This window comes from Bacillus sp. FSL W7-1346 (genome assembly GCF_038593335.1).
Classification (GTDB): domain Bacteria; phylum Bacillota; class Bacilli; order Bacillales; family Bacillaceae; genus Bacillus; species Bacillus altitudinis.
Genome location: NZ_CP151988.1, coordinates 2,816,133 through 2,833,778, shown reverse-complemented (window position 1 = coordinate 2,833,778; position 17,646 = coordinate 2,816,133). Strand labels below are relative to the sequence as shown.

Annotated in this window: 22 protein-coding genes; 16 read left to right on the top strand and 6 right to left on the bottom strand. The window is 41.5% G+C overall.

Annotated elements, in window-relative coordinates:
• Nucleotides 1-29 precede the first annotated feature (29 nt).
• Nucleotides 30-206 (top strand): hypothetical protein, encoded by a 177-nt coding sequence (locus NST09_RS14740; protein ID WP_008345810.1) that lies wholly within the window; start codon nt 30-32, stop codon nt 204-206.
• Here NST09_RS14740 and NST09_RS14735 read toward each other — a convergent pair whose 3' ends face one another.
• Together NST09_RS14735 and NST09_RS14730 are read right to left on the bottom strand one after the other, a co-directional pair.
• The gene (locus NST09_RS14735; protein ID WP_057079139.1) at nt 207-1,499 is read right to left on the bottom strand and encodes a HAMP domain-containing sensor histidine kinase; all 1,293 of its coding nucleotides are present in this window, start codon (nt 1,497-1,499) and stop codon (nt 207-209) included. It lies immediately after the preceding gene.
• A 133-nt stretch (nt 1,500-1,632) separates the two neighbouring features.
• Complete coding sequence (locus tag NST09_RS14730) at nt 1,633-2,808, bottom strand: MalY/PatB family protein (protein WP_342493073.1); 1,176 nt, start codon at nt 2,806-2,808, stop codon at nt 1,633-1,635.
• An 83-nt stretch (nt 2,809-2,891) separates the two neighbouring features.
• On the opposite strand from NST09_RS14730, the gene NST09_RS14725 reads away from it, so the two are divergent.
• Nucleotides 2,892-3,152, top strand: a complete 261-nt coding sequence (locus NST09_RS14725; RefSeq protein WP_025207895.1) for a DUF1871 family protein — start codon at nt 2,892-2,894, stop codon at nt 3,150-3,152.
• Here NST09_RS14725 and NST09_RS14720 read toward each other — a convergent pair.
• Complete coding sequence (locus tag NST09_RS14720) at nt 3,149-3,973, bottom strand: alpha/beta hydrolase (RefSeq protein ID WP_148779653.1); 825 nt, start codon at nt 3,971-3,973, stop codon at nt 3,149-3,151. The two genes, NST09_RS14725 and NST09_RS14720, sit on opposite strands and share 4 nt — an antisense overlap.
• 178 nt (nt 3,974-4,151) lie before the next feature.
• On the opposite strand from NST09_RS14720, the gene NST09_RS14715 reads away from it, so the two are divergent.
• The 3 genes from NST09_RS14715 (at nt 4,152) to yugI (ending at nt 6,438) form a co-directional block, all read left to right on the top strand.
• Nucleotides 4,152-4,652, top strand: coding sequence for an Lrp/AsnC family transcriptional regulator (locus NST09_RS14715; RefSeq protein ID WP_007500517.1), 501 nt, complete (start codon nt 4,152-4,154; stop codon nt 4,650-4,652).
• Nucleotides 4,653-5,846 carry an aminotransferase gene (locus tag NST09_RS14710; RefSeq protein WP_035389238.1) on the top strand — a complete coding sequence of 398 codons (1,194 nt, stop codon included), beginning with the start codon at nt 4,653-4,655 and terminating at the stop codon, nt 5,844-5,846.
• 199 nt (nt 5,847-6,045) lie between these two features.
• The gene (gene yugI, locus NST09_RS14705; protein ID WP_008345795.1) at nt 6,046-6,438 is read left to right on the top strand and encodes a S1 domain-containing post-transcriptional regulator GSP13; all 393 of its coding nucleotides are present in this window, start codon (nt 6,046-6,048) and stop codon (nt 6,436-6,438) included.
• 69 nt (nt 6,439-6,507) lie between these two features.
• On the opposite strand, the gene NST09_RS14700 is transcribed toward yugI, so the two are convergent.
• Nucleotides 6,508-6,744, bottom strand: a complete 237-nt coding sequence (locus NST09_RS14700; RefSeq protein WP_008345792.1) for a DUF378 domain-containing protein — start codon at nt 6,742-6,744, stop codon at nt 6,508-6,510.
• 144 nt (nt 6,745-6,888) lie between these two features.
• Here NST09_RS14700 and NST09_RS14695 point away from each other — a divergent pair, with 144 nt between their 5' ends.
• The 5 genes from NST09_RS14695 (at nt 6,889) to NST09_RS14675 (ending at nt 11,591) form a co-directional block, all read left to right on the top strand.
• Nucleotides 6,889-8,052, top strand: a complete 1,164-nt coding sequence (locus tag NST09_RS14695; RefSeq protein WP_017358962.1) for an iron-containing alcohol dehydrogenase — start codon at nt 6,889-6,891, stop codon at nt 8,050-8,052.
• Nucleotides 8,053-8,171: 119 nt separating this feature from the next.
• On the top strand, nt 8,172-9,344 hold the full coding sequence (locus tag NST09_RS14690; protein WP_008345787.1) for an iron-containing alcohol dehydrogenase: 1,173 nt from the start codon (nt 8,172-8,174) through the stop codon (nt 9,342-9,344).
• A gap of 126 nt (nt 9,345-9,470) precedes the next feature.
• Nucleotides 9,471-10,826, top strand: a complete 1,356-nt coding sequence (locus NST09_RS14685) for a glucose-6-phosphate isomerase (protein WP_041091820.1) — start codon at nt 9,471-9,473, stop codon at nt 10,824-10,826.
• 115 nt (nt 10,827-10,941) lie between these two features.
• Nucleotides 10,942-11,160: a spore germination protein gene (locus NST09_RS14680; protein WP_008345782.1), complete on the top strand. Its 219-nt coding sequence runs from the start codon at nt 10,942-10,944 to the stop codon at nt 11,158-11,160.
• 29 nt (nt 11,161-11,189) lie between these two features.
• On the top strand, nt 11,190-11,591 hold the full coding sequence (locus NST09_RS14675) for a YugN-like family protein (protein WP_008345780.1): 402 nt from the start codon (nt 11,190-11,192) through the stop codon (nt 11,589-11,591).
• Here NST09_RS14675 and NST09_RS14670 read toward each other — a convergent pair.
• On the bottom strand, nt 11,588-12,574 hold the full coding sequence (locus NST09_RS14670) for a potassium channel family protein (RefSeq protein WP_224558664.1): 987 nt from the start codon (nt 12,572-12,574) through the stop codon (nt 11,588-11,590). The genes NST09_RS14675 and NST09_RS14670 overlap by 4 nt on opposite strands.
• Nucleotides 12,575-12,700: 126 nt before the next feature.
• On the opposite strand from NST09_RS14670, the gene NST09_RS14665 reads away from it, so the two are divergent.
• The 6 genes from NST09_RS14665 (at nt 12,701) to NST09_RS14640 (ending at nt 16,878) form a co-directional block, all read left to right on the top strand.
• Nucleotides 12,701-12,925: a hypothetical protein gene (locus tag NST09_RS14665; protein ID WP_008345775.1), complete on the top strand. Its 225-nt coding sequence runs from the start codon at nt 12,701-12,703 to the stop codon at nt 12,923-12,925.
• Nucleotides 12,926-13,006: 81 nt separating this feature from the next.
• Nucleotides 13,007-13,681 carry a zinc metallopeptidase gene (locus NST09_RS14660; RefSeq protein ID WP_024719711.1) on the top strand — a complete coding sequence of 225 codons (675 nt, stop codon included), beginning with the start codon at nt 13,007-13,009 and terminating at the stop codon, nt 13,679-13,681.
• Nucleotides 13,682-13,729: 48 nt separating this feature from the next.
• Entirely contained in the window at nt 13,730-15,022 is a 1,293-nt protein-coding gene (locus NST09_RS14655) for a hemolysin family protein (RefSeq protein ID WP_007500537.1), read from the top strand.
• A gap of 135 nt (nt 15,023-15,157) precedes the next feature.
• Nucleotides 15,158-15,559, top strand: a complete 402-nt coding sequence (locus NST09_RS14650) for a secondary thiamine-phosphate synthase enzyme YjbQ (RefSeq protein ID WP_025207889.1) — start codon at nt 15,158-15,160, stop codon at nt 15,557-15,559.
• A 14-nt stretch (nt 15,560-15,573) separates the two neighbouring features.
• The gene (locus NST09_RS14645) at nt 15,574-16,605 is read left to right on the top strand and encodes a nitronate monooxygenase (RefSeq protein ID WP_224558663.1); all 1,032 of its coding nucleotides are present in this window, start codon (nt 15,574-15,576) and stop codon (nt 16,603-16,605) included.
• Nucleotides 16,606-16,629: 24 nt separating this feature from the next.
• Entirely contained in the window at nt 16,630-16,878 is a 249-nt protein-coding gene (locus NST09_RS14640; protein ID WP_017358966.1) for a hypothetical protein, read from the top strand.
• A 21-nt stretch (nt 16,879-16,899) separates the two neighbouring features.
• On the opposite strand, the gene NST09_RS14635 is transcribed toward NST09_RS14640, so the two are convergent.
• Complete coding sequence (locus tag NST09_RS14635) at nt 16,900-17,640, bottom strand: protein-glutamine gamma-glutamyltransferase (RefSeq protein WP_008345763.1); 741 nt, start codon at nt 17,638-17,640, stop codon at nt 16,900-16,902.
• Nucleotides 17,641-17,646 lie beyond the last annotated feature (6 nt).

The following is a 17,646-nucleotide window of genomic DNA, read 5'->3' as shown; positions in this document are numbered from 1 at the left end:
TAAACGAGCAAAAGGGGGAAGAGCGGAACATGTCGTTCATCATATTCTTTCTACTGTATTTTCCTGAAGATAAAAGGGAGTATATCCCTGCGGCAATCACGACGGTGCTTTTCTTTGCTGCTGCATTTATTTGCTTTCGTCTGATCGTTCGTGCTTCTAAGAAGCAGGAGCAGATCGATGAAAAAAGGACAAAAAAAATGGATTGATCATTTTCTTCTTGTATCTTCAGGAAACTTCACGGTGACTGTTGTACCAGACTGCAATGAGCTTTTGAAACGAATCGTTCCATGATGATTTTCAATGATGGAAAATGTCACTGTCAACCCAAGCCCTGTTCCTTTATTTTTCAATGTGTAATAGGGTTCACCAAGCTTTTTCATTTGGCTTTCTGACATGCCTACACCGTTATCAACGAAATAAAGGCAGATTCGATGATTTTCTTTTGAAGCAAACAGTTCGATTTTACCTTCGTGTTCGGGCGCTGCTTCAATTGCATTTTTGATTAAATTAATCATGACTTGTTTGATTTTCGTTTCATCACCTTGGATGTATAAGTCTGGTTCAATCGATTGATGAATCGTGACCGACTTAAAATTCGCATAGGATGTCATCAGCGATGCACACTCTTCAAGTAATTTAGATAAATTGAGAGACTCAATTTGATAATAATTTTGTTTCGCAATATCAAGATAGCTCGTAATAATATCCTGCGCACGGTCAAGTTCAGATAAAACGAGATTTTTATAATCTTTATTGGTTGACGGCTCTTTCGTATTGTCACTTGAAAAGAGCAGTTGGATAAATCCTCTCACCACCGTCAGTGGATTGCGGACTTCATGGGCGACACTTGCTGCAAGTTCACTCACAATCGTCAGTTTCTCTGATTGGACAAGCTGTGTTCTCATTTGCGCATTCTCTTTCACAAACTCAATGGAATAAATACTCAGCACAAGGAAGAATATGTAGTAAAGAGTTGAGAAAAATAATTCGAGCAGCTTTTGTTGCATAATGAATGCAGGGCTGTACTCTATTAAGCTGACCACAAGCAGTCCAATGTAAATAAACATCCCTTTTGATAACGCAATCATGACTCCGTATAACAGCTTTCTCTGCTTAGAATATTGGCGCCATTTCCGGTAAAGCAGGAAAGGAATGAGAAAGTAAATCGGTACAACAATCAATCCAACCCATAAAAAAGAGCCATACATCACGAACTTTACGGTTGAACTAACTAAGATAGCGACGATTCCGGCGGTATATCCCCCGTATAAAATAGCCAGTACAAGGGGAATCGATTGAAGCCCAGTCTGCAAATCTAAAATCGAACCAACTGGATACATAATACATAGTGCTGATGAAATGGATGCAAATATGGTGATGAGCAGTTTATTCGTTTTAGGGAAATGAGCAGGGGTCCGGCTTAGCCATAGTGCATGATATAAAAAGATTGGAAATAGAATAAAAGATACATGGAGCAGAAAATCCTTGAACATTTCCATTTAAATGCTCTCCTCGTAAATAATTGTAATTCCTCTCATTATATCATTTCATGTACAAAGTAGATATGATAATAGGAGGGTTTTTTTCTTTAAAAAGAACACCCGTTAGGATGTTCTTTTGATAGAAATGGTTTTATTCGGATGATTGAGTGAATGCTTGATGAAGGCGCTTCAGACCTTCTTTCACTGTTCCGGCAGGACAGCCTAGATTCATTCGAATAAAGCCGTCTCCTTCGTGCCCATATACGTTTCCGAGCTCTAGTATGACCTTGCCCTTTTTCAGCAGATTACGTTTCAATTCTGCTTGAGTGAGCTCATAATCACGAATATCCAGCCACAATAGATAAGAAGCATCTGGTTTCATATAACGCATGATCGGCAGATATTCATCAATATAATCCATTGCGATCTTCATATTATTTTCGAGATAAAGAACAAGTGAATCAAGCCACTCATCTCCGTGGCGATAGGCCGCCTCCATGGCAGGAATCGCAAAGGCATTCAGTTTAGACAATCCATTTCTTTGCACTTCATTGGTGAAAAGGGTTCTTTTTTCTTCATCAGAAATGATAATGGCAGATGCCTGAAGACCAGCTAAATTAAATGTTTTACTCGGTGCAATACACGTTACTGTGATGTTAGCTATCTCATCAGAAAGGCTGGCAAAAGGCACATGCGGCTGCCCGTAAAGCATCAGATCGGAATGAATTTCATCTGACACGACGGTGACACCGTACTGTACACATAAATCTCCTACACGCTTTAATTCCTCTTTTGACCAAGCTCTCCCTGAAGGATTATGCGGATGACAAAGAAACATCAGCTTTGCTTCTGGCCTGCTTAATTTCTTCTCTAAATCATCAAAATCCATCATGTAACGGTTGTTTTCTATTTTTAAAGGGTTGGTTGAGACGATACGTCCGTTTCTTTCAATCATTTGATAGAAGGGCGTATACACCGGTGACTGAATGACCACTTCATCATTCGGAGCTGTAAAGGCTTGTACCGCAAAACTAAGTGCTGTCACGATACCTGGTGTGAAGGTGACGGCATCTGTTTGTATCGTCCAACCGTGTCTTCTTTTGACCCAGTCAGCTACTGCTTGCTGCGTATCCTGATCCTGAAATGCATATCCGAATACGCCGTGATCTAATCGTTCTTTTAAAGCATCAAGCACGACTTGGGGCGCTTTAAAATCCATATCTGCTACCCACATTGGCAGCGCATCTGTTGTCAGGAATAAAGACTCTGCTTGATCCCATTTGACTGATTTTGAACCTTTACGTATGATCTGTTCGTCGAAATTCATGAAACCCACCTCTAGCCGTTTTTCAACCATTCTTGGTTGTGCTAAAATAAACATCACAAAATTTATTATAAGCGGTGATCCCCATGAAAGATAGTCAAGCTGTAGAAGAGATGATTCAAATCATTAAGGCATGGGACCCTTTTCAGTATGGAGAGGACTTTTACGAAACGGAGCCTGCTGACGTCATCAGTGCCTTATACGACGCAGAAGACCCGTTATCTTTCGCGAAAGACATTCAAGCCATTTACCATCACTCATTTGATCAGCTTCTTCCGATGGAAAGCTGCCAGCATATCGCAAATCAGCTTTTTATCATAAGAGAAAGTAGCTCCTGCTCGTTTTAAGACAGGCTGAAATGACCAATTTGATCAGACACAAAGACCGGATTTTCCTCAGGGATGAGGTGCCCGGTTTTTTTTAATGCGTGAAAGGTTGAATGCGGCAGATCTTTGTGAAGTCTTTCGCCAATTTGAATAGGAACGATCCGGTCTTCCTCCCCCCAAATCAGAAGGACAGGTGTCTCCATTTTCTTTAAGACATCTGACGCTAAATCACCTTCCCTATGCCGAATCAAACGAAAAATACCTCTAAAAATTTGGTCATCTGAAAAAGGCTTTAAATATCCGTCTACCATCTCTTGATCAATAATCGAATGATCATGCACAACAGAGGTTAAATTTTTCATAATACCTTGCTTGAACAACTTTCTTTTTAAATAGAGATAAAAATAAGGAATATATGTGCTGTAAACAAGCGACTTTTTGGATTTATTCATATACCCTGAACTGCATAAAAGAACAGCTTTTTCAAATAAGTCGGGACGCTCAGATGCAGCATATAAAGCAATTTGTCCCCCCATGGAATGCCCCACGAGGATCGCATGCTGAATCTGCAAATAACCAGCTAGTTCAATAATGATTTTTGCCATGTTGCGATAGCTGTAAATGAACGTATTCGATTTTTCGGACTGCCCGAATGGAGGCAGATCAATCGCAATTAAATTGAAGTCTTGTTTCAGAAGCGGGATGAGCTTTCGATAGCTGAAGGTAGATGAGAAGAGGCCGTGAATCAAAATTAATGTCTTCTTACCTTCATTTGGATAGTGTTCGTAATAGATATCTAAACCGAATTTACTTTTCATATAGGATGGCTGTACAATGTCCACACTCATCAACTCCGATATTTGATACTCACTCTCTGTTAGGTGACTGTATTGTACCCTAAAAAGTGGATTTTAAGCTACGATTAGAATCTTTTCCCTGCTTAGCATAATGGGAAAAACGTGCTATAATGTTCAGAAGATTTTTTAAAACTAGCTTTTTACAATCAGAGGTGTGAAATCAATGAAACTAACCGAAAAAGAAACTGAAATATTAGAGATTTTAGATGAAAACAGCCGCGCCGATTTAAATACAATTGCAAAAATGGCAGGTGTGACATCAGAAGAAGCAGAAGCCATTATTCAAAAGCTCGAAGATCAAAAAGTCATTATTGATTATTCGACCATGATTGACTGGCGAAAAGTAGACGGACACGAAGGCGTTACAGCGATGATTGATGTGAAAGTGACTCCAAAAAGAGGCGTCGGTTTTGATGAAATTGCTGAACGCATTTACAGGTTCCAAGAAGTGGAGTCCGTGTATTTAATGTCAGGCGTGTATGATTTATCTGTTGTGATCAGAGGAAGATCCATGTCTGATATCGCCCGCTTCGTATCTGAAAAATTATCGACACTTGATTCTGTTGTTTCAACCACTACCCACTTTATTTTGAAAAGATATAAGCATGATGGGAAAGTCTTTGAAACAGGGGACGATGACAAAAGAATCGTGGTGTCTCCTTAAATGAAAAAGTCTTATTTATCTGAAACGGTACAAAGCATTCAGCCGTCAGGTATTCGGAAATTCTTTGATTTGGCAGCCACAATGGAAGGGGTTATCTCCCTCGGGGTCGGCGAACCGGATTTCGTGACAGCTTGGAATGTGAGAGAAGCCAGTATTATGTCTTTAGAACAAGGACTGACCTCTTATACAGCAAATGCTGGGCTGCTCTCTTTGCGAAAAGAATTGAGCCATTATTTATATAAGCGGTTTCACATTGAGTACAGTCCTGAAGAAGAACTCATTATTACGGTTGGCGGCAGCCAGGCGCTTGATTTGGCCTTTCGCGCCATTTTAAACAACGGGGACGAAGTAATCATCCCAGAGCCTTGTTTCGTCGCATATGGGGCTCTGACGACACTTGCGGGCGGTGTACCGGTTTATTTAAGTACATCGGCTGAAAAAGATTTTAAAGCCGATTCTGCTGATCTTCGTACGAAGCTGACGCCGAAAACAAAAGCCATCTTGCTATGCTCTCCATCAAACCCAACAGGGTCTGTTTACTCGAAAGAAGAGCTTGAAGATATTGCTCAGTTTGCAAAGGAGCATGATCTTTTAATCATCACAGATGAGATTTATGCTGAGCTGACGTACGATGAAGCTTTTACGAGTGTCGCGGCGATTCAAGATATGAAGGAAAGAACGATTTTGATTTCAGGCTTTTCCAAAGGGTTCGCTATGACGGGGTGGCGCTTAGGCTATGTGGCAGCACCGCCAGTCCTCCGTGATGCCATGCTGAAAATACATCAATATTCTATGATGTGTGCACCAGCTATGGCACAATATGCTGCAGAAGAAGCATTAAAAAATGGACTTGAAGATGTGGAGAAAATGAAGAAAAGCTACAGAAGACGCCGTAATTTGTTTGTCGGCTCTCTCAATGAACTTGGACTCACTTGCCACCAGCCAAACGGAGCGTTTTACGCTTTCCCGTCCATTAAAAGCACAGGCATGACTTCAGAACAATTTGCCGAGGAGCTGCTGCTTAGCGAGAAAGTAGCAGTTGTCCCTGGAAATGTATTCGGCCCAAGTGGTGAAGGACATATTCGTTGTTCATATGCGTCATCACTCGATCACTTGCAGGAATCACTTTCAAGAATCCAGCGTTTTTTGCAGAATAGACAAGTGCAAGAAGAGGCACCTGCTATCTTAAAATAAAAAAAGGCATCAATCCAACTGGACTCATGCCTCTCAAATTAGGGGGGGAATACTAGAAAGCATTCTTGTTTTCAGGTATTCCCCCTTTTGAACGGATCTAAACCCAATTAAAAAATATTTTGCGTAAAAGACCGTTCTGTGATATAGTTTTTAATTGCGTATAAACGAATATTAAAACATTTATTTAGGAGTTGTTATCATGGCGACAAAGTTTGAAGTAGGCAGTGTTTACACTGGTAAAGTAACAGGATTACAAGCGTATGGTGCGTTTGTTGCATTAGATGAAGAAACTCAAGGGCTTGTGCACATTTCTGAAGTGACACACGGTTTTGTAAAAGACATCAACGAGCACCTTTCAATTGGTGACGAAGTACAAGTGAAAGTTCTTTCTGTTGATGAAAATGCTGGTAAAATCAGCCTTTCTATCCGTGCAACGCAAGAAGCACCTGAAAGAAAAGAAAGCAAACCAAAGAAACAAAGACCACAGCAAGTGAAAGAAGAAGCTGCTGCACCACAAGGTTTCAATACACTGAAAGATAAACTTGAAGAGTGGATTGAGCAATCAAACCGTAAAGACCTTATCAAGAAATAAAAAAAGCACCGCTTCAAACGGTGCCTTAGGCTGCCTCATAGGCAGTCTTTTTTTATGTCTTTTTCATTATTAGCGGACCTCTGGATTTGGCTCGTCACGGCGGACAGCTTCTTCACTAGGTTTGAACAACAGACCAAGATTGACAAGGCCTGCAATTCCAACAAGACCATAAATAATACGTGATAATGCAGCACCTTGACCGCCAAAGATCGCTGCTACTAAGTCAAATTGAAAAAAGCCGATTAGTCCCCAGTTAATAGCACCGATAATCGTGAGCACGAGGGCAATACGCTGAATAGCACTCATCGTGATTCCTCCTTTCGCTACAGTATCAATACATTTATATTTTGCAGATTTTTAGCCAAACTATGCGTAAGAAAATGGATGAAAGCAAATTACTTTACTTTTGGAATGAAAGAGGCGCATAATGTAGCGCGAGGAGGAGATCACATGGATCGATTTACTTATTGGAACCCAACGAAATTAATTTTTGGAAAGGGAGAAGTATCAGCCCTTTCAGATGAACTAAAACACTACGGAAAAAACGTATTGCTTGTATATGGTGGAGGCAGCATTAAACGAAATGGCCTTTATGACCAAGTTGTCAGCATTTTAAAAGAATCAGGAGCTGCAATCACTGAGCTTGCTGGTGTTGAGCCAAACCCGCGCTTAACAACAGTTAGAAAAGGGGTTGAGCTTTGCAAAGAGAACCAAATTGATTTTATTTTGGCAGTCGGCGGCGGTAGTGTCATTGACGCAACCAAAGCGATCGCAGCTGGTGCGAAATACGATGGAGATGCTTGGGATATCGTCACTCGTAAGCATGTCCCAATGGAAGCCATCCCATTTGGTACAGTATTAACACTTGCCGCGACAGGTTCTGAAATGAACTCTGGCTCCGTCATCACAAACTGGGAAACAAATGAGAAATACGGATGGGGCAGTCCAGCTGTCTTCCCTAAATTCTCTATTCTTGACCCAGTCAATACATTTACTGTGCCAAAAAACCATACGATTTATGGCATGGTCGACATGATGTCTCACGTGTTTGAACAATATTTCCATCACACGGAGAATACACCTTACCAAGATCGTATGTGTGAAGGACTTCTTCGTACGGTCATTGAAACAGCACCAAAGCTGATCAATGATTTGGAAAACTATGAGCTTCGTGAAACGATTTTATTCACAGGCACCATTGCACTGAATGGAATGCTTTCAATGGGCGCACGCGGAGACTGGGCATCTCACAATATTGAGCATGCGGTATCCGCGGTGTATGACATCCCTCATGCAGGCGGACTTGCGATCTTGTTCCCGAACTGGATGAAACATGTCATTCAAGAAAACCCAGGTCGCTTCAAGCAATTAGCAGTGCGTGTATTCGATGTAGACCCTGCGGGCAAAACAGACGAAGAAGTTGGCTTAGAAGGAATCGAAAAACTTTCTGCTTTTTGGACAAGTTTAGGAGCACCAAACCGTTTAGCTGACTATGACATCAACGATGAGAAAATTGATTTGATTGCAGACCGTGCAATGGCACGTGGTGAATTTGGCCAATTTAAAAAGCTGAACAAAGAAGATGTTCTAGCTATTCTAAACGCTTCTTTATAATCGAACATGGAAAAGATAGCTGCTTTTAAGCAGTTATCTTTTTTGAGTTCTGCATGTACATATGTTACAGTAGTCTTTCATGTTTTTGGATATATATGTTTTAAGGAGATGTAGAACAGATGGAGAACTTTATTTACTATAATCCAACGAAATTAATGTTTGGAAAAGGACAACTAGACGGACTAAAAAGCGAACTCGCTCGTTATGGAAAGCGAGTGCTTCTTGTATATGGTGGAGGCAGTATTAAGAAAAATGGTCTTTATGATAAGGTCATCAGCGCTTTAAATGAAGCAGAGGCTGACGTATTTGAACTGTCAGGAGTTGAACCGAACCCTCGTCTCACTACAGTGCAAAAAGGGATCGACATTTGCCAAAATGAGAACATTGATTTCTTATTAGCAGTTGGTGGGGGAAGTGTCATCGACTGTACAAAAGCCATTGCAGCTGGAGCTGAATATGACGGGAATGTTTGGGATATTATTTCAAAGAAAACGACCGCTCAAAAAGCACTGCCATTTGGCACAGTATTGACACTTGCAGCGACAGGCTCAGAAATGAACCCGGATTCTGTGATCACGAACTGGGAAACAAATGAAAAATACGTGTGGGGCAGTTCAGTCACGCACCCTGCTTTTTCAATTTTAGATCCTGAGCACACATATTCTGTGCCAGAGAATCAGACGGTGTATGGCATGGTTGATATGATGAGCCATGTATTTGAACAATACTTCCATAATGTCAAAAATACGCCTCTACAAGATCGGATGTGTTTTGCTGTTCTTCAAACAGTCATCGAGACAGCACCAAAGCTACTTGAAGACTTACAAAACTATGAGCACCGTGAAACCATCCTTTATGCAGGAACGATTGCTTTAAATGGCACGCTGCAAATGGGCTATTTTGGAGACTGGGCATCTCATACGATTGAGCATGCAGTATCAGCAGTCTATGACATACCGCATGCAGGTGGACTTGCGATCCTCTTCCCAAACTGGATGCGTCATACACTCGATCATAATGTCGAACGTTTTAAAAACCTCATGTTGAACATGTTTGACATTGAGACAGAAGGAAAATCGGATCGTGACATCGCATTAGAAGGAATCGACAAGCTGTCAGCCTTCTGGACAAGCCTCGGTGCACCGAGTCGTTTAGCGGATTATGATATTGGTGAAGATCAACTGGACAAAATTGCTGACATCGCAGCAAAAGAAATGGAATATGGTGGTTTTGGTAACTTTATGAAACTTGGCCGTGATGACATTTTAGCGATTTTGAAAGCTTCTCTATAATTTGGATGGCCGCTTCTCTTCATGAGGAGCGGCTTTTTGCTGCATCAATGACGATCACTTGATTTCAATAGCTAGTTCCGCTAAAGTGAAAGGGACAGAACTAACGTAATGGAGGGCTTACAAGCGATGACACATATTCAATTTGACTACTCGAAAGCGTTACCTTTCTTTCAAGAACATGAGCTTACATATTTAAAAGATTTTGTGAAGGTGGCCCATCATAATATTCATGAACAAACGGGTACTGGCAGTGATTATTTAGGCTGGGTTGACTTACCGAAGCAATATGATCGCGAAGAATTTGCCCGCATTCAAAAAAGTGCAGAAAAGATTAAATCTGATTCTGATGTATTACTCGTTGTTGGAATTGGTGGTTCTTATCTTGGCGCACGTGCGGCCATTGAGTTTTTAAACCATTCTTTCTATAATAGTTTGCCAAAAGGCAAACGCAAAACACCGCAAATCATCTTTATTGGAAACAACATCAGTTCTTCTTATTTAACAGATGTAATGGATCTGCTAGAAGATGCCGATTTCTCCATTAATGTGATTTCAAAATCTGGTACAACAACAGAGCCAGCCATTGCGTTCCGTATCTTTAAAAAGCTCCTTATCGAAAAATATGGTGCTGAAGAAGCGAAAAAACGCATCTATGCGACAACTGACAAGGCACGCGGGGCACTCAAAACATTAGCAACTGAAGAAGGCTATGAATCATTTATCATCCCTGATGACGTCGGCGGACGCTATTCCGTCTTAACAGCAGTTGGTCTATTGCCAATCGCTGTAAGCGGTGCAGACATTGATCAAATGATGGAAGGTGCTGCGAAAGCAAGTGAAGACTTCGCTTCATCTGAGCTCTCAGAAAATGCGGCTTATCAATATGCGGTTGTCCGTAATGTTCTTTACAATAAAGGACGGACAATTGAAATGCTGATTAACTATGAGCCAGGCTTACAATACTTTGCAGAATGGTGGAAGCAGTTATTCGGAGAAAGTGAAGGAAAAGATGAAAAAGGAATCTATCCTTCATCTGCCAACTTCTCAACGGATCTTCATTCACTTGGTCAATATGTACAAGAAGGAAGAAGAGACTTGTTTGAAACCATCGTGAATGTAGACAAGCCACGACATGAACTTGTCATCGAAGCAGAAGAACAAGACCTTGATGGGTTAAACTATCTTGCAGGAAAAACGGTTGATTTCGTCAATAAAAAAGCATTTGAAGGCACAATGCTTGCTCATACGGATGGAAAAGTACCGAACCTGATTGTGACGATTCCTGAAATGGATGCTTATACATTCGGATATCTCGTGTACTTCTTCGAAAAAGCATGTGCGATGTCTGGTTATTTACTAGGCGTCAATCCATTCGACCAGCCTGGAGTAGAAGCGTATAAAGTGAACATGTTTGCTTTATTAGGAAAACCGGGCTTCGAAGAGAAAAAGGCAGAACTTGAGAGCCGTCTCAAACAATCATAAGAATAAAAGGCACATCTTTTCATAAGGTGTGCCTTTTTTTATGTTCTCATGGTGTCAGTGCAAGCCTCCCTAAGCTCTGTACATAGAATAATCAATGGAGGAGGTTGATGAAGCGATGAGAACAAATCATATTTATATCCATGACATTTCAGGGCAGGCCATCGTTAACTTTGGGAATGTTGGGCGGATTTGTCCAATGAGTGCTACGAAAGAAACATCAGGAGCGGGCAGTGCAAACGAGACAAATGCATCATCCAGCCAGGCCTTATTTGATGCTGCTTTTACAAACAATGTGCAAATCACGAAAGGCAAATGTATGAATTCCTCTCTTTAACGAACCCTATACAAAAAGGAGGGTTCTGTATGATTCATGTACCATCTAGGCTAACTGGTGAAAGCTTTTCACTGTACCATTTAGAAGAAAACATGAAGCCGCTCGGATATGTCATTAATGGGAATTGGGATTATGATCATGGATATTTTGATTATAAAATTGACAACCGTGACGGCTATACCTTTCTCAGAGTTCCGTTTACAGCCGAGAAAGGACAGCTGGATCAGCCAGGCGTTGTGGTGAAAATGGGACATCCATTTCTCTTAAAGCATGTCTATCAAGATAAATTAGATGACCATGCGATGGTTGGAAATGTAGGGGCATCTTTTAACCAATTCCAAGAACCGAAAGAGAAAGACGGAGATGTGTCAAAGGCTTATGCCGAAATTGGCTTTTCACTCGTCAAAGAATTAGAAGATGCACTGCTTTAAAAGCTGATCAGCTCATCCTCTGGATGAAGCTCATATCCAAAAGGAGGATTCATCATGGGTCCTTCTTTTTTTTGTACGCCTACAATGATGACATGGTGCTCTAGAAAGTGATGAAGTGCCGTTAAGAATGTCTCTCCAGCTAATGAAGCCGGTACTGGAATGATGGTGATCTGTTTATGGAGGGTCATGTTTCTTTTGATTTTTAACGCCATGAGCTGTTCTTTTAAAAGAAAATGCTCCACCATTAAATGATTCACGGCATCAGAAGTGTGGATGACTTGATTGGCTCCAGCCCGCTCAGCATTTTTCACATAGCGATCGGTTAAAATTTCAATTAAACAATATAACGAAGGATTTAATCCTTTTGCCGCAAGCAAGGTTAAGACACTCTGCATATCAGCCGTCACTTCATTTTCATGCTGGTCGGCGGTAATCATCAATGTATCAGCACTCATAATATTTGCTCTGCGAAGTGTGGCATCCTCTGTACCATGGCCTTTAATAAAATGAACATTCTCTAAAAGAGGTCCTTCCTTTAAGGAATCATCAATGAGTACAATCGGCATGGCGGGATCAATGGTTTGAAACGATTGAAGCAGTTTGTTCGTTTTCTCATTCCAGCCGACAATGATGAGATGTCCCTTCCCCTTGAAAGTCACCTTCCCCTCTACATAATGGTGCTGTTTGCTAAATACAGCGGCAGCAAGCGTGGCAAAATAAGCCGTTACAAAGCTTGCCCCGATCAGAATCAGCGCCATACCTGCGATTTGTCCGGGCATGGTTTGCGGCACAAAATCACCATAGCCTACCGTCGCGACTGTAATGAGAGCCCACCAGATCCCATCAAAGATCGTATGATACTGCTTTGGTTCAAGTATGACGATTAATTGTCCAAAAAAGAGAAGCAAGAAACAGATGATGATCGCAATGCGAACATAAAGAGGCCATCTTAGCCAGGTAATGAAGATACGGTTTGATTTCATCGAACTCGTCCTTTCAGGGAGACTGCTAATGTCAGTATGCCCGATTAGGAAACAATTTTTCATCATCGTCATGTATTGAAATAGAACCCATATCTTAAAATAAGAGAGAAGAAGGAGGGAATGCGAATGTCGTTTGTTCAAAAGACCGTACTTCTTTTTATCGGCGCACACTTTTTATCATCTGCGGTGATTTTACTCGTGTTTGATTTAAATGCGGTGAACCATTTCATGAATGATTTCTCGTGGCTTCGTTTTTTTCAAGACCTATATGGAACGGTGACATTTTATACAGCATGCATCGGAATGTTCTTCTTTTTCATTGGTGTAGTGATTCCCCTTAAAAAGACCTAGTGCTTTTTGCTGTACACGTTACATAAAAGTCATTAAAATTGTAAATAAATATATAAAATAAAAAGGAAGCTGATGAGCATGCTGTTTTTTTATTTTTTAACATTTGCCGCATTGGGATTGTCTTTTTGGGCACAATTTAAAGTAAAGAATAATTTTGAAAAGTATTCAAAGGTTGAAGCTGCCAGTATGAAAACAGGTGCTGAAACCGCTCGATATATTTTAGATCGCAACGGGTTATACGACGTACCCGTTGAACCGGTAAGAGGAACTTTGACTGATCATTACGACCCGACGCAGCGTGTGGTTCGTTTATCTGAACCAGTGTATTATGGCCATTCCATTTCGGCCATTTCAGTCGCATCACACGAGGTTGGACATGCCTTGCAGCATCAGGAATCCTATGGTGCGCTTGTCTTGAGACATAAGATCTTCCCTGTCGTGAACTTTGCATCTGGTGTTGCCCCGCTTCTTTTCCTAGGTGGATTATTGCTCGGCAGCCTTAACTTAATCGGGCTTGGGATCGTTTTGTTCTCAGCTGCTGTGTTCTTTCAGCTAGTGACATTGCCTGTTGAGTTTAACGCAAGTTCTCGTGCAAAGAATATCATTGTTTCAGAAGGAATCATTAGAAGCAGTGAAGAAAGAGGCGTGAACAAGGTGTTAAATGCTGCAGCTCTTACGTACGTAGCAGCGGCCCTTGTCTCCCTGTTTGAATTGCTCCGTTTTGTAATGATCTTCCTAAATGGCCGTAATGATTAATTGACGCCAGAGGAGGTGAGCCCTTACCCGTGTTAGGTAAGGGTTTTTTTGTATATTTTAAACGTATTTTTAGTCCTATTACTCATTGCTGCGACAGCATTTTTTGTTGTCACTGAATTTGCGATTGTGAAAATTAGAGGCTCAAAAATCAATCAGCTGATTGAAAGCGGTGATAAGAGAGCCATTCATGTTCAGAAACTGACAACCAACCTTGATGAATATTTATCTGCCTGTCAGCTTGGTATTACCATCACGGCATTAGGCTTAGGGTGGTTAGGGGAGCCGACAGTGGAACATTTCCTGCATCCGCTTTTTGAAAAGGCAGGGCTTCATTCCGCTTTGACAGACATCATATCGTTTATCATTGCCTTTGTGATCATTACGTTTTTGCATGTTGTCGTTGGGGAACTTGCTCCCAAAACGATTGCCATTCAAAAGGCAGAAGCCGTCAGTCTTGTGACGGCAAAACCTCTTATTTTTTTCTATAAAGTCATGTACCCGTTTATTAAAGCATTAAATGGGGCTGCACGAGGCATTGTGAAATTATTTGGTTTTCATTCTGTCAAAGAACATGAAGTGGCGATCAGTGAGGAAGAATTGCGTCTCATCCTTTCTGAAAGCTACGAAAAGGGCGAGATCAACCAATCTGAATACAAATATGTCAATAAAATATTTGAATTTGATAACCGAGTGGCGAGAGAGATCATGATCCCGCGCACAGAAATCTCTGCCATTGAAATTGAACAGAGCCTGGAAGACGTGACGCATTATATGCTGAACGAAAGGTATACACGTTATCCTGTCATTAAAGAAGACAAAGATCATGTCATTGGTGTGATCAATAGCAAAGACGTATTTAAAGCAAGTTTTCTCAATCAAGAGGTGTCCATTGAAGACTTAATGCGCCCTGTCATTCGTGTCATTGAAAGTACACCGGTTCAAGAACTGCTGATTTTGATGCAAAAGGAACGGATTCATATGTCGGTGCTTGTAGATGAATACGGCGGAACAGCAGGTCTCGTCACAGTTGAAGACATATTAGAAGAAATTGTGGGCGAGATTCGAGATGAATATGATCAAGATGAGACCCCGCATATTGTGAAAAAAGGTGACTTCCACTATGTCATGGATGGAAAAGCCTTGATCGATGAAGTAAATGATTTATTGGATTTAGCGATTGAAAATGATGATGTTGATACAATTGCCGGCTGGATGATGACGCATAAAATTGATTTTGACATTGGAGATATCATTGAAGCAGAAGGCTGTGAATTTAAAATTGTCGATGCAGAAGATCATCATATTCGAACCATAGAAGTAAAAAAGGTTCACTTTTCCTAAAAACCTCGGAGCTATTGACGAGGTTTTTTTGCTTGGTAAACTTTAGGTAAGAAGATTTGTTTCTGCCAACCGGCAGTGATTGGTTTCACATAAAAAGGGTATGGTTTTATAGACATGATCAAAAGGAGCAGAGAAATGAAAAAAATCAACGTACAAACAGACAAACACGATGACATGATAGACATTACCCATGAAGTTCAGCAATATGTCCGGGAAACTGGAATTCAAAACGGAACGGTTATGGTCTATTGTCCACATACGACGGCTGGAATCACCATTAATGAAAATGCCGACCCAGACGTCAAACGAGATATGCTGCGCCGGCTTGACGAAGTCTTTCCGTGGGAACATTCAAAAGATCGTCATATGGAAGGCAATACAGCAGCGCATATGAAAGCTAGTTATATGGGAGCATCTCAGCACGTTCTTGTCCATCATGGTGATCTTGTGCTTGGAACGTGGCAGGGAATCTATTTTTGTGAGTTTGACGGACCGAGACATCGTCACTTTTATGTACAGGTGTCATCTAACGAGTAAGGGCGGGGGAGAAGATGGGAGAATTCACAGCGTTACTTCAAATTGAACATGGCATCATTCAAGCACCAATGGCAGGAGGAGCGGTGACGCCGCAGCTTGTCGCCGCTGTTTCACAATATGGCGGTCTCGGTAGCTTAGCAAGTGGTTATGTACAGCCAGAAAAGATGAGGCAGCAAATCAGACAGGTCAAACAGCTGACATCTCGTCCATTTCAAGTGAATGTGTTTGTCCCTGAACCCATTTCAGAAACGAAAACAGAAGATGTATCATTTTGGACAGACCGGCTGCCTGTCATACAAGAAGCACAGATGATCCCTAGAGAAGAAGAATTATGGAAGGACTATGAACAAAAAATCAACATTCTTCAAGAAGAAGAAGTCCCAGCTGTGTCGTTTACATTTGCCTGTCCAAATGAACAAACAATTCATCATCTGAAACAAAAGGGGATCTTTCTCATTGGAACAGCTACAACAAAAAAAGAAGCACTGCTTTTAGAAGAAAAAGGAATGGATGCCATTGTTCTTCAAGGAAGCGAAGCAGGAGGGCACCGAGGCACCTTCTTACCTTCAAAGGGAGATGCTCTGCAGGGACTTTTCTGCCTGATCACTGATGTCAAGTCTGTCTGTCATATCCCATTGATCGCCGCTGGAGGGATCACAGACCGGACCACTATGAAAGCAGCACTAGCACTTGGAGCAGATGCGGTTCAAATAGGGACACGATTTTTAGCGAGTCAAGAAAGTGCTGCGGCAGATGTGTACAAAAAGGCGCTGTTACAGGCAGAAGGCAGTGAAACAGCGATGACACGGCTTTTCTCTGGAAAAAAAGCAAGAGGTATTGTCAATCAGTGGATGGAGGAAGAAAGACGAAATGAAGACCGGGTTCTTCCCTATCCCATACAGCACGTATGGACAACACCGATGCGAAAAGCGGCAGCTGCTGCAGGAAACCGAGAACAAATGGCTCTTTGGGCAGGTCAGGGGGTTGGCCGTATTCATTCCATTTTAACCGTTGAAGAAATCATGCATGAACTCACGCAGATATAATTTGATAATGGGTGGTGTGACAGGATGGAAATCTTAAAACATTCATATCGGAAAAAAGGACAAATTGAATTTCTATTTGATGATTTTCCGCACTCCCCTGCCGTCCTTACCCCCATTCGTCATTACTATTTCGTTCGTTATGTCAAATGGAATCAGCACGACCCTCCAGTCACAAGAAACGATCTAGAAGAAATGGAAATCCTAGCAAACACAATGCTTGGCACGCTCCATGATTACCGCAAACGCAAGGCATACAAAGGCCCCTTGTCATAACCTATAGACAAGAGGCCCTTTTTAGCTACCAAACATTTGCCTGAGATAAATAACATCCATTCTAGTAGTCTGCGGCAGTAAATAAGCGGACTGAACAGCCCCTGGCCGTCTTCTGGCATTTAATTTATCGATAATCTCTGCAGCTGTTAAGATCCCAAGCCCATGCCCATAATATTGATCTTCCCCTAAGTAAATCACATTTTCTCCGCGCCATTGAGACTGTTGATAGCTAAACTCTGGATTCTCGAAATATAGGCAATCCCCATAAATAAAATCATTTCCGCGCTCTGTATAAATGGATAATGTATCATAGTGCCAGTCATACAGCGTTAAACTTCTAAGTCTTCGATTGAACTTCTCGTCTCCTACCGTTTGCAGGACTCCCATATAAAACACAATGACAATCGCTGTGGCACATTCAAAGGCATATTTTGAGCCATTTTCAAAGATGTCTTTAATCCCCGTAGATGGCTCGACTTGATAGCGCAGTTCTAACGCTCCGGCCTCTGATACACGCCAATAGGCGTCATTCGCACGGGACCTTTGAAAGATAGCAAATGAGGCACCGCTCTTGTTCAAATCTCTTGCCGCATTCATGATATTCGATCGTAAAGTCACCTCAAATAACAAATCAGATGCCTGCCTATAACGGAACGTATCATTTGAGGCTTGTAATTGCATCAAAATGATCCGCTTTTGTCCTTCTAGCTGAAACGATGCCAGCTGCTCATTTGTCACTGGCTGTCCTGAAAGGATAATCATATGAAA

Bases quoted from the DNA above. Each gene is read 5' to 3' on its own strand.
- NST09_RS14740 (WP_008345810.1), top strand. From the start codon at position 30: ATGTCGTTCATCATATTCTTTCTACTGTATTTTCCTGAAGATAAAAGG.
- NST09_RS14735 (WP_057079139.1), bottom strand. From the start codon at position 1,499: ATGGAAATGTTCAAGGATTTTCTGCTCCATGTATCTTTTATTCTATTT.
- NST09_RS14730 (WP_342493073.1), bottom strand. From the start codon at position 2,808: ATGAATTTCGACGAACAGATCATACGTAAAGGTTCAAAATCAGTCAAA.
- NST09_RS14725 (WP_025207895.1), top strand. From the start codon at position 2,892: ATGAAAGATAGTCAAGCTGTAGAAGAGATGATTCAAATCATTAAGGCA.
- NST09_RS14715 (WP_007500517.1), top strand. From the start codon at position 4,152: ATGAAACTAACCGAAAAAGAAACTGAAATATTAGAGATTTTAGATGAA.
- NST09_RS14710 (WP_035389238.1), top strand. From the start codon at position 4,653: ATGAAAAAGTCTTATTTATCTGAAACGGTACAAAGCATTCAGCCGTCA.
- yugI (WP_008345795.1), top strand. From the start codon at position 6,046: ATGGCGACAAAGTTTGAAGTAGGCAGTGTTTACACTGGTAAAGTAACA.
- NST09_RS14700 (WP_008345792.1), bottom strand. From the start codon at position 6,744: ATGAGTGCTATTCAGCGTATTGCCCTCGTGCTCACGATTATCGGTGCT.
- NST09_RS14695 (WP_017358962.1), top strand. From the start codon at position 6,889: ATGGATCGATTTACTTATTGGAACCCAACGAAATTAATTTTTGGAAAG.
- NST09_RS14690 (WP_008345787.1), top strand. From the start codon at position 8,172: ATGGAGAACTTTATTTACTATAATCCAACGAAATTAATGTTTGGAAAA.
- NST09_RS14685 (WP_041091820.1), top strand. From the start codon at position 9,471: ATGACACATATTCAATTTGACTACTCGAAAGCGTTACCTTTCTTTCAA.
- NST09_RS14680 (WP_008345782.1), top strand. From the start codon at position 10,942: ATGAGAACAAATCATATTTATATCCATGACATTTCAGGGCAGGCCATC.
- NST09_RS14675 (WP_008345780.1), top strand. From the start codon at position 11,190: ATGATTCATGTACCATCTAGGCTAACTGGTGAAAGCTTTTCACTGTAC.
- NST09_RS14670 (WP_224558664.1), bottom strand. From the start codon at position 12,574: ATGAAATCAAACCGTATCTTCATTACCTGGCTAAGATGGCCTCTTTAT.
- NST09_RS14665 (WP_008345775.1), top strand. From the start codon at position 12,701: ATGTCGTTTGTTCAAAAGACCGTACTTCTTTTTATCGGCGCACACTTT.
- NST09_RS14650 (WP_025207889.1), top strand. From the start codon at position 15,158: ATGAAAAAAATCAACGTACAAACAGACAAACACGATGACATGATAGAC.
- NST09_RS14645 (WP_224558663.1), top strand. From the start codon at position 15,574: ATGGGAGAATTCACAGCGTTACTTCAAATTGAACATGGCATCATTCAA.
- NST09_RS14640 (WP_017358966.1), top strand. From the start codon at position 16,630: ATGGAAATCTTAAAACATTCATATCGGAAAAAAGGACAAATTGAATTT.
- NST09_RS14635 (WP_008345763.1), bottom strand. From the start codon at position 17,640: ATGATTATCCTTTCAGGACAGCCAGTGACAAATGAGCAGCTGGCATCG.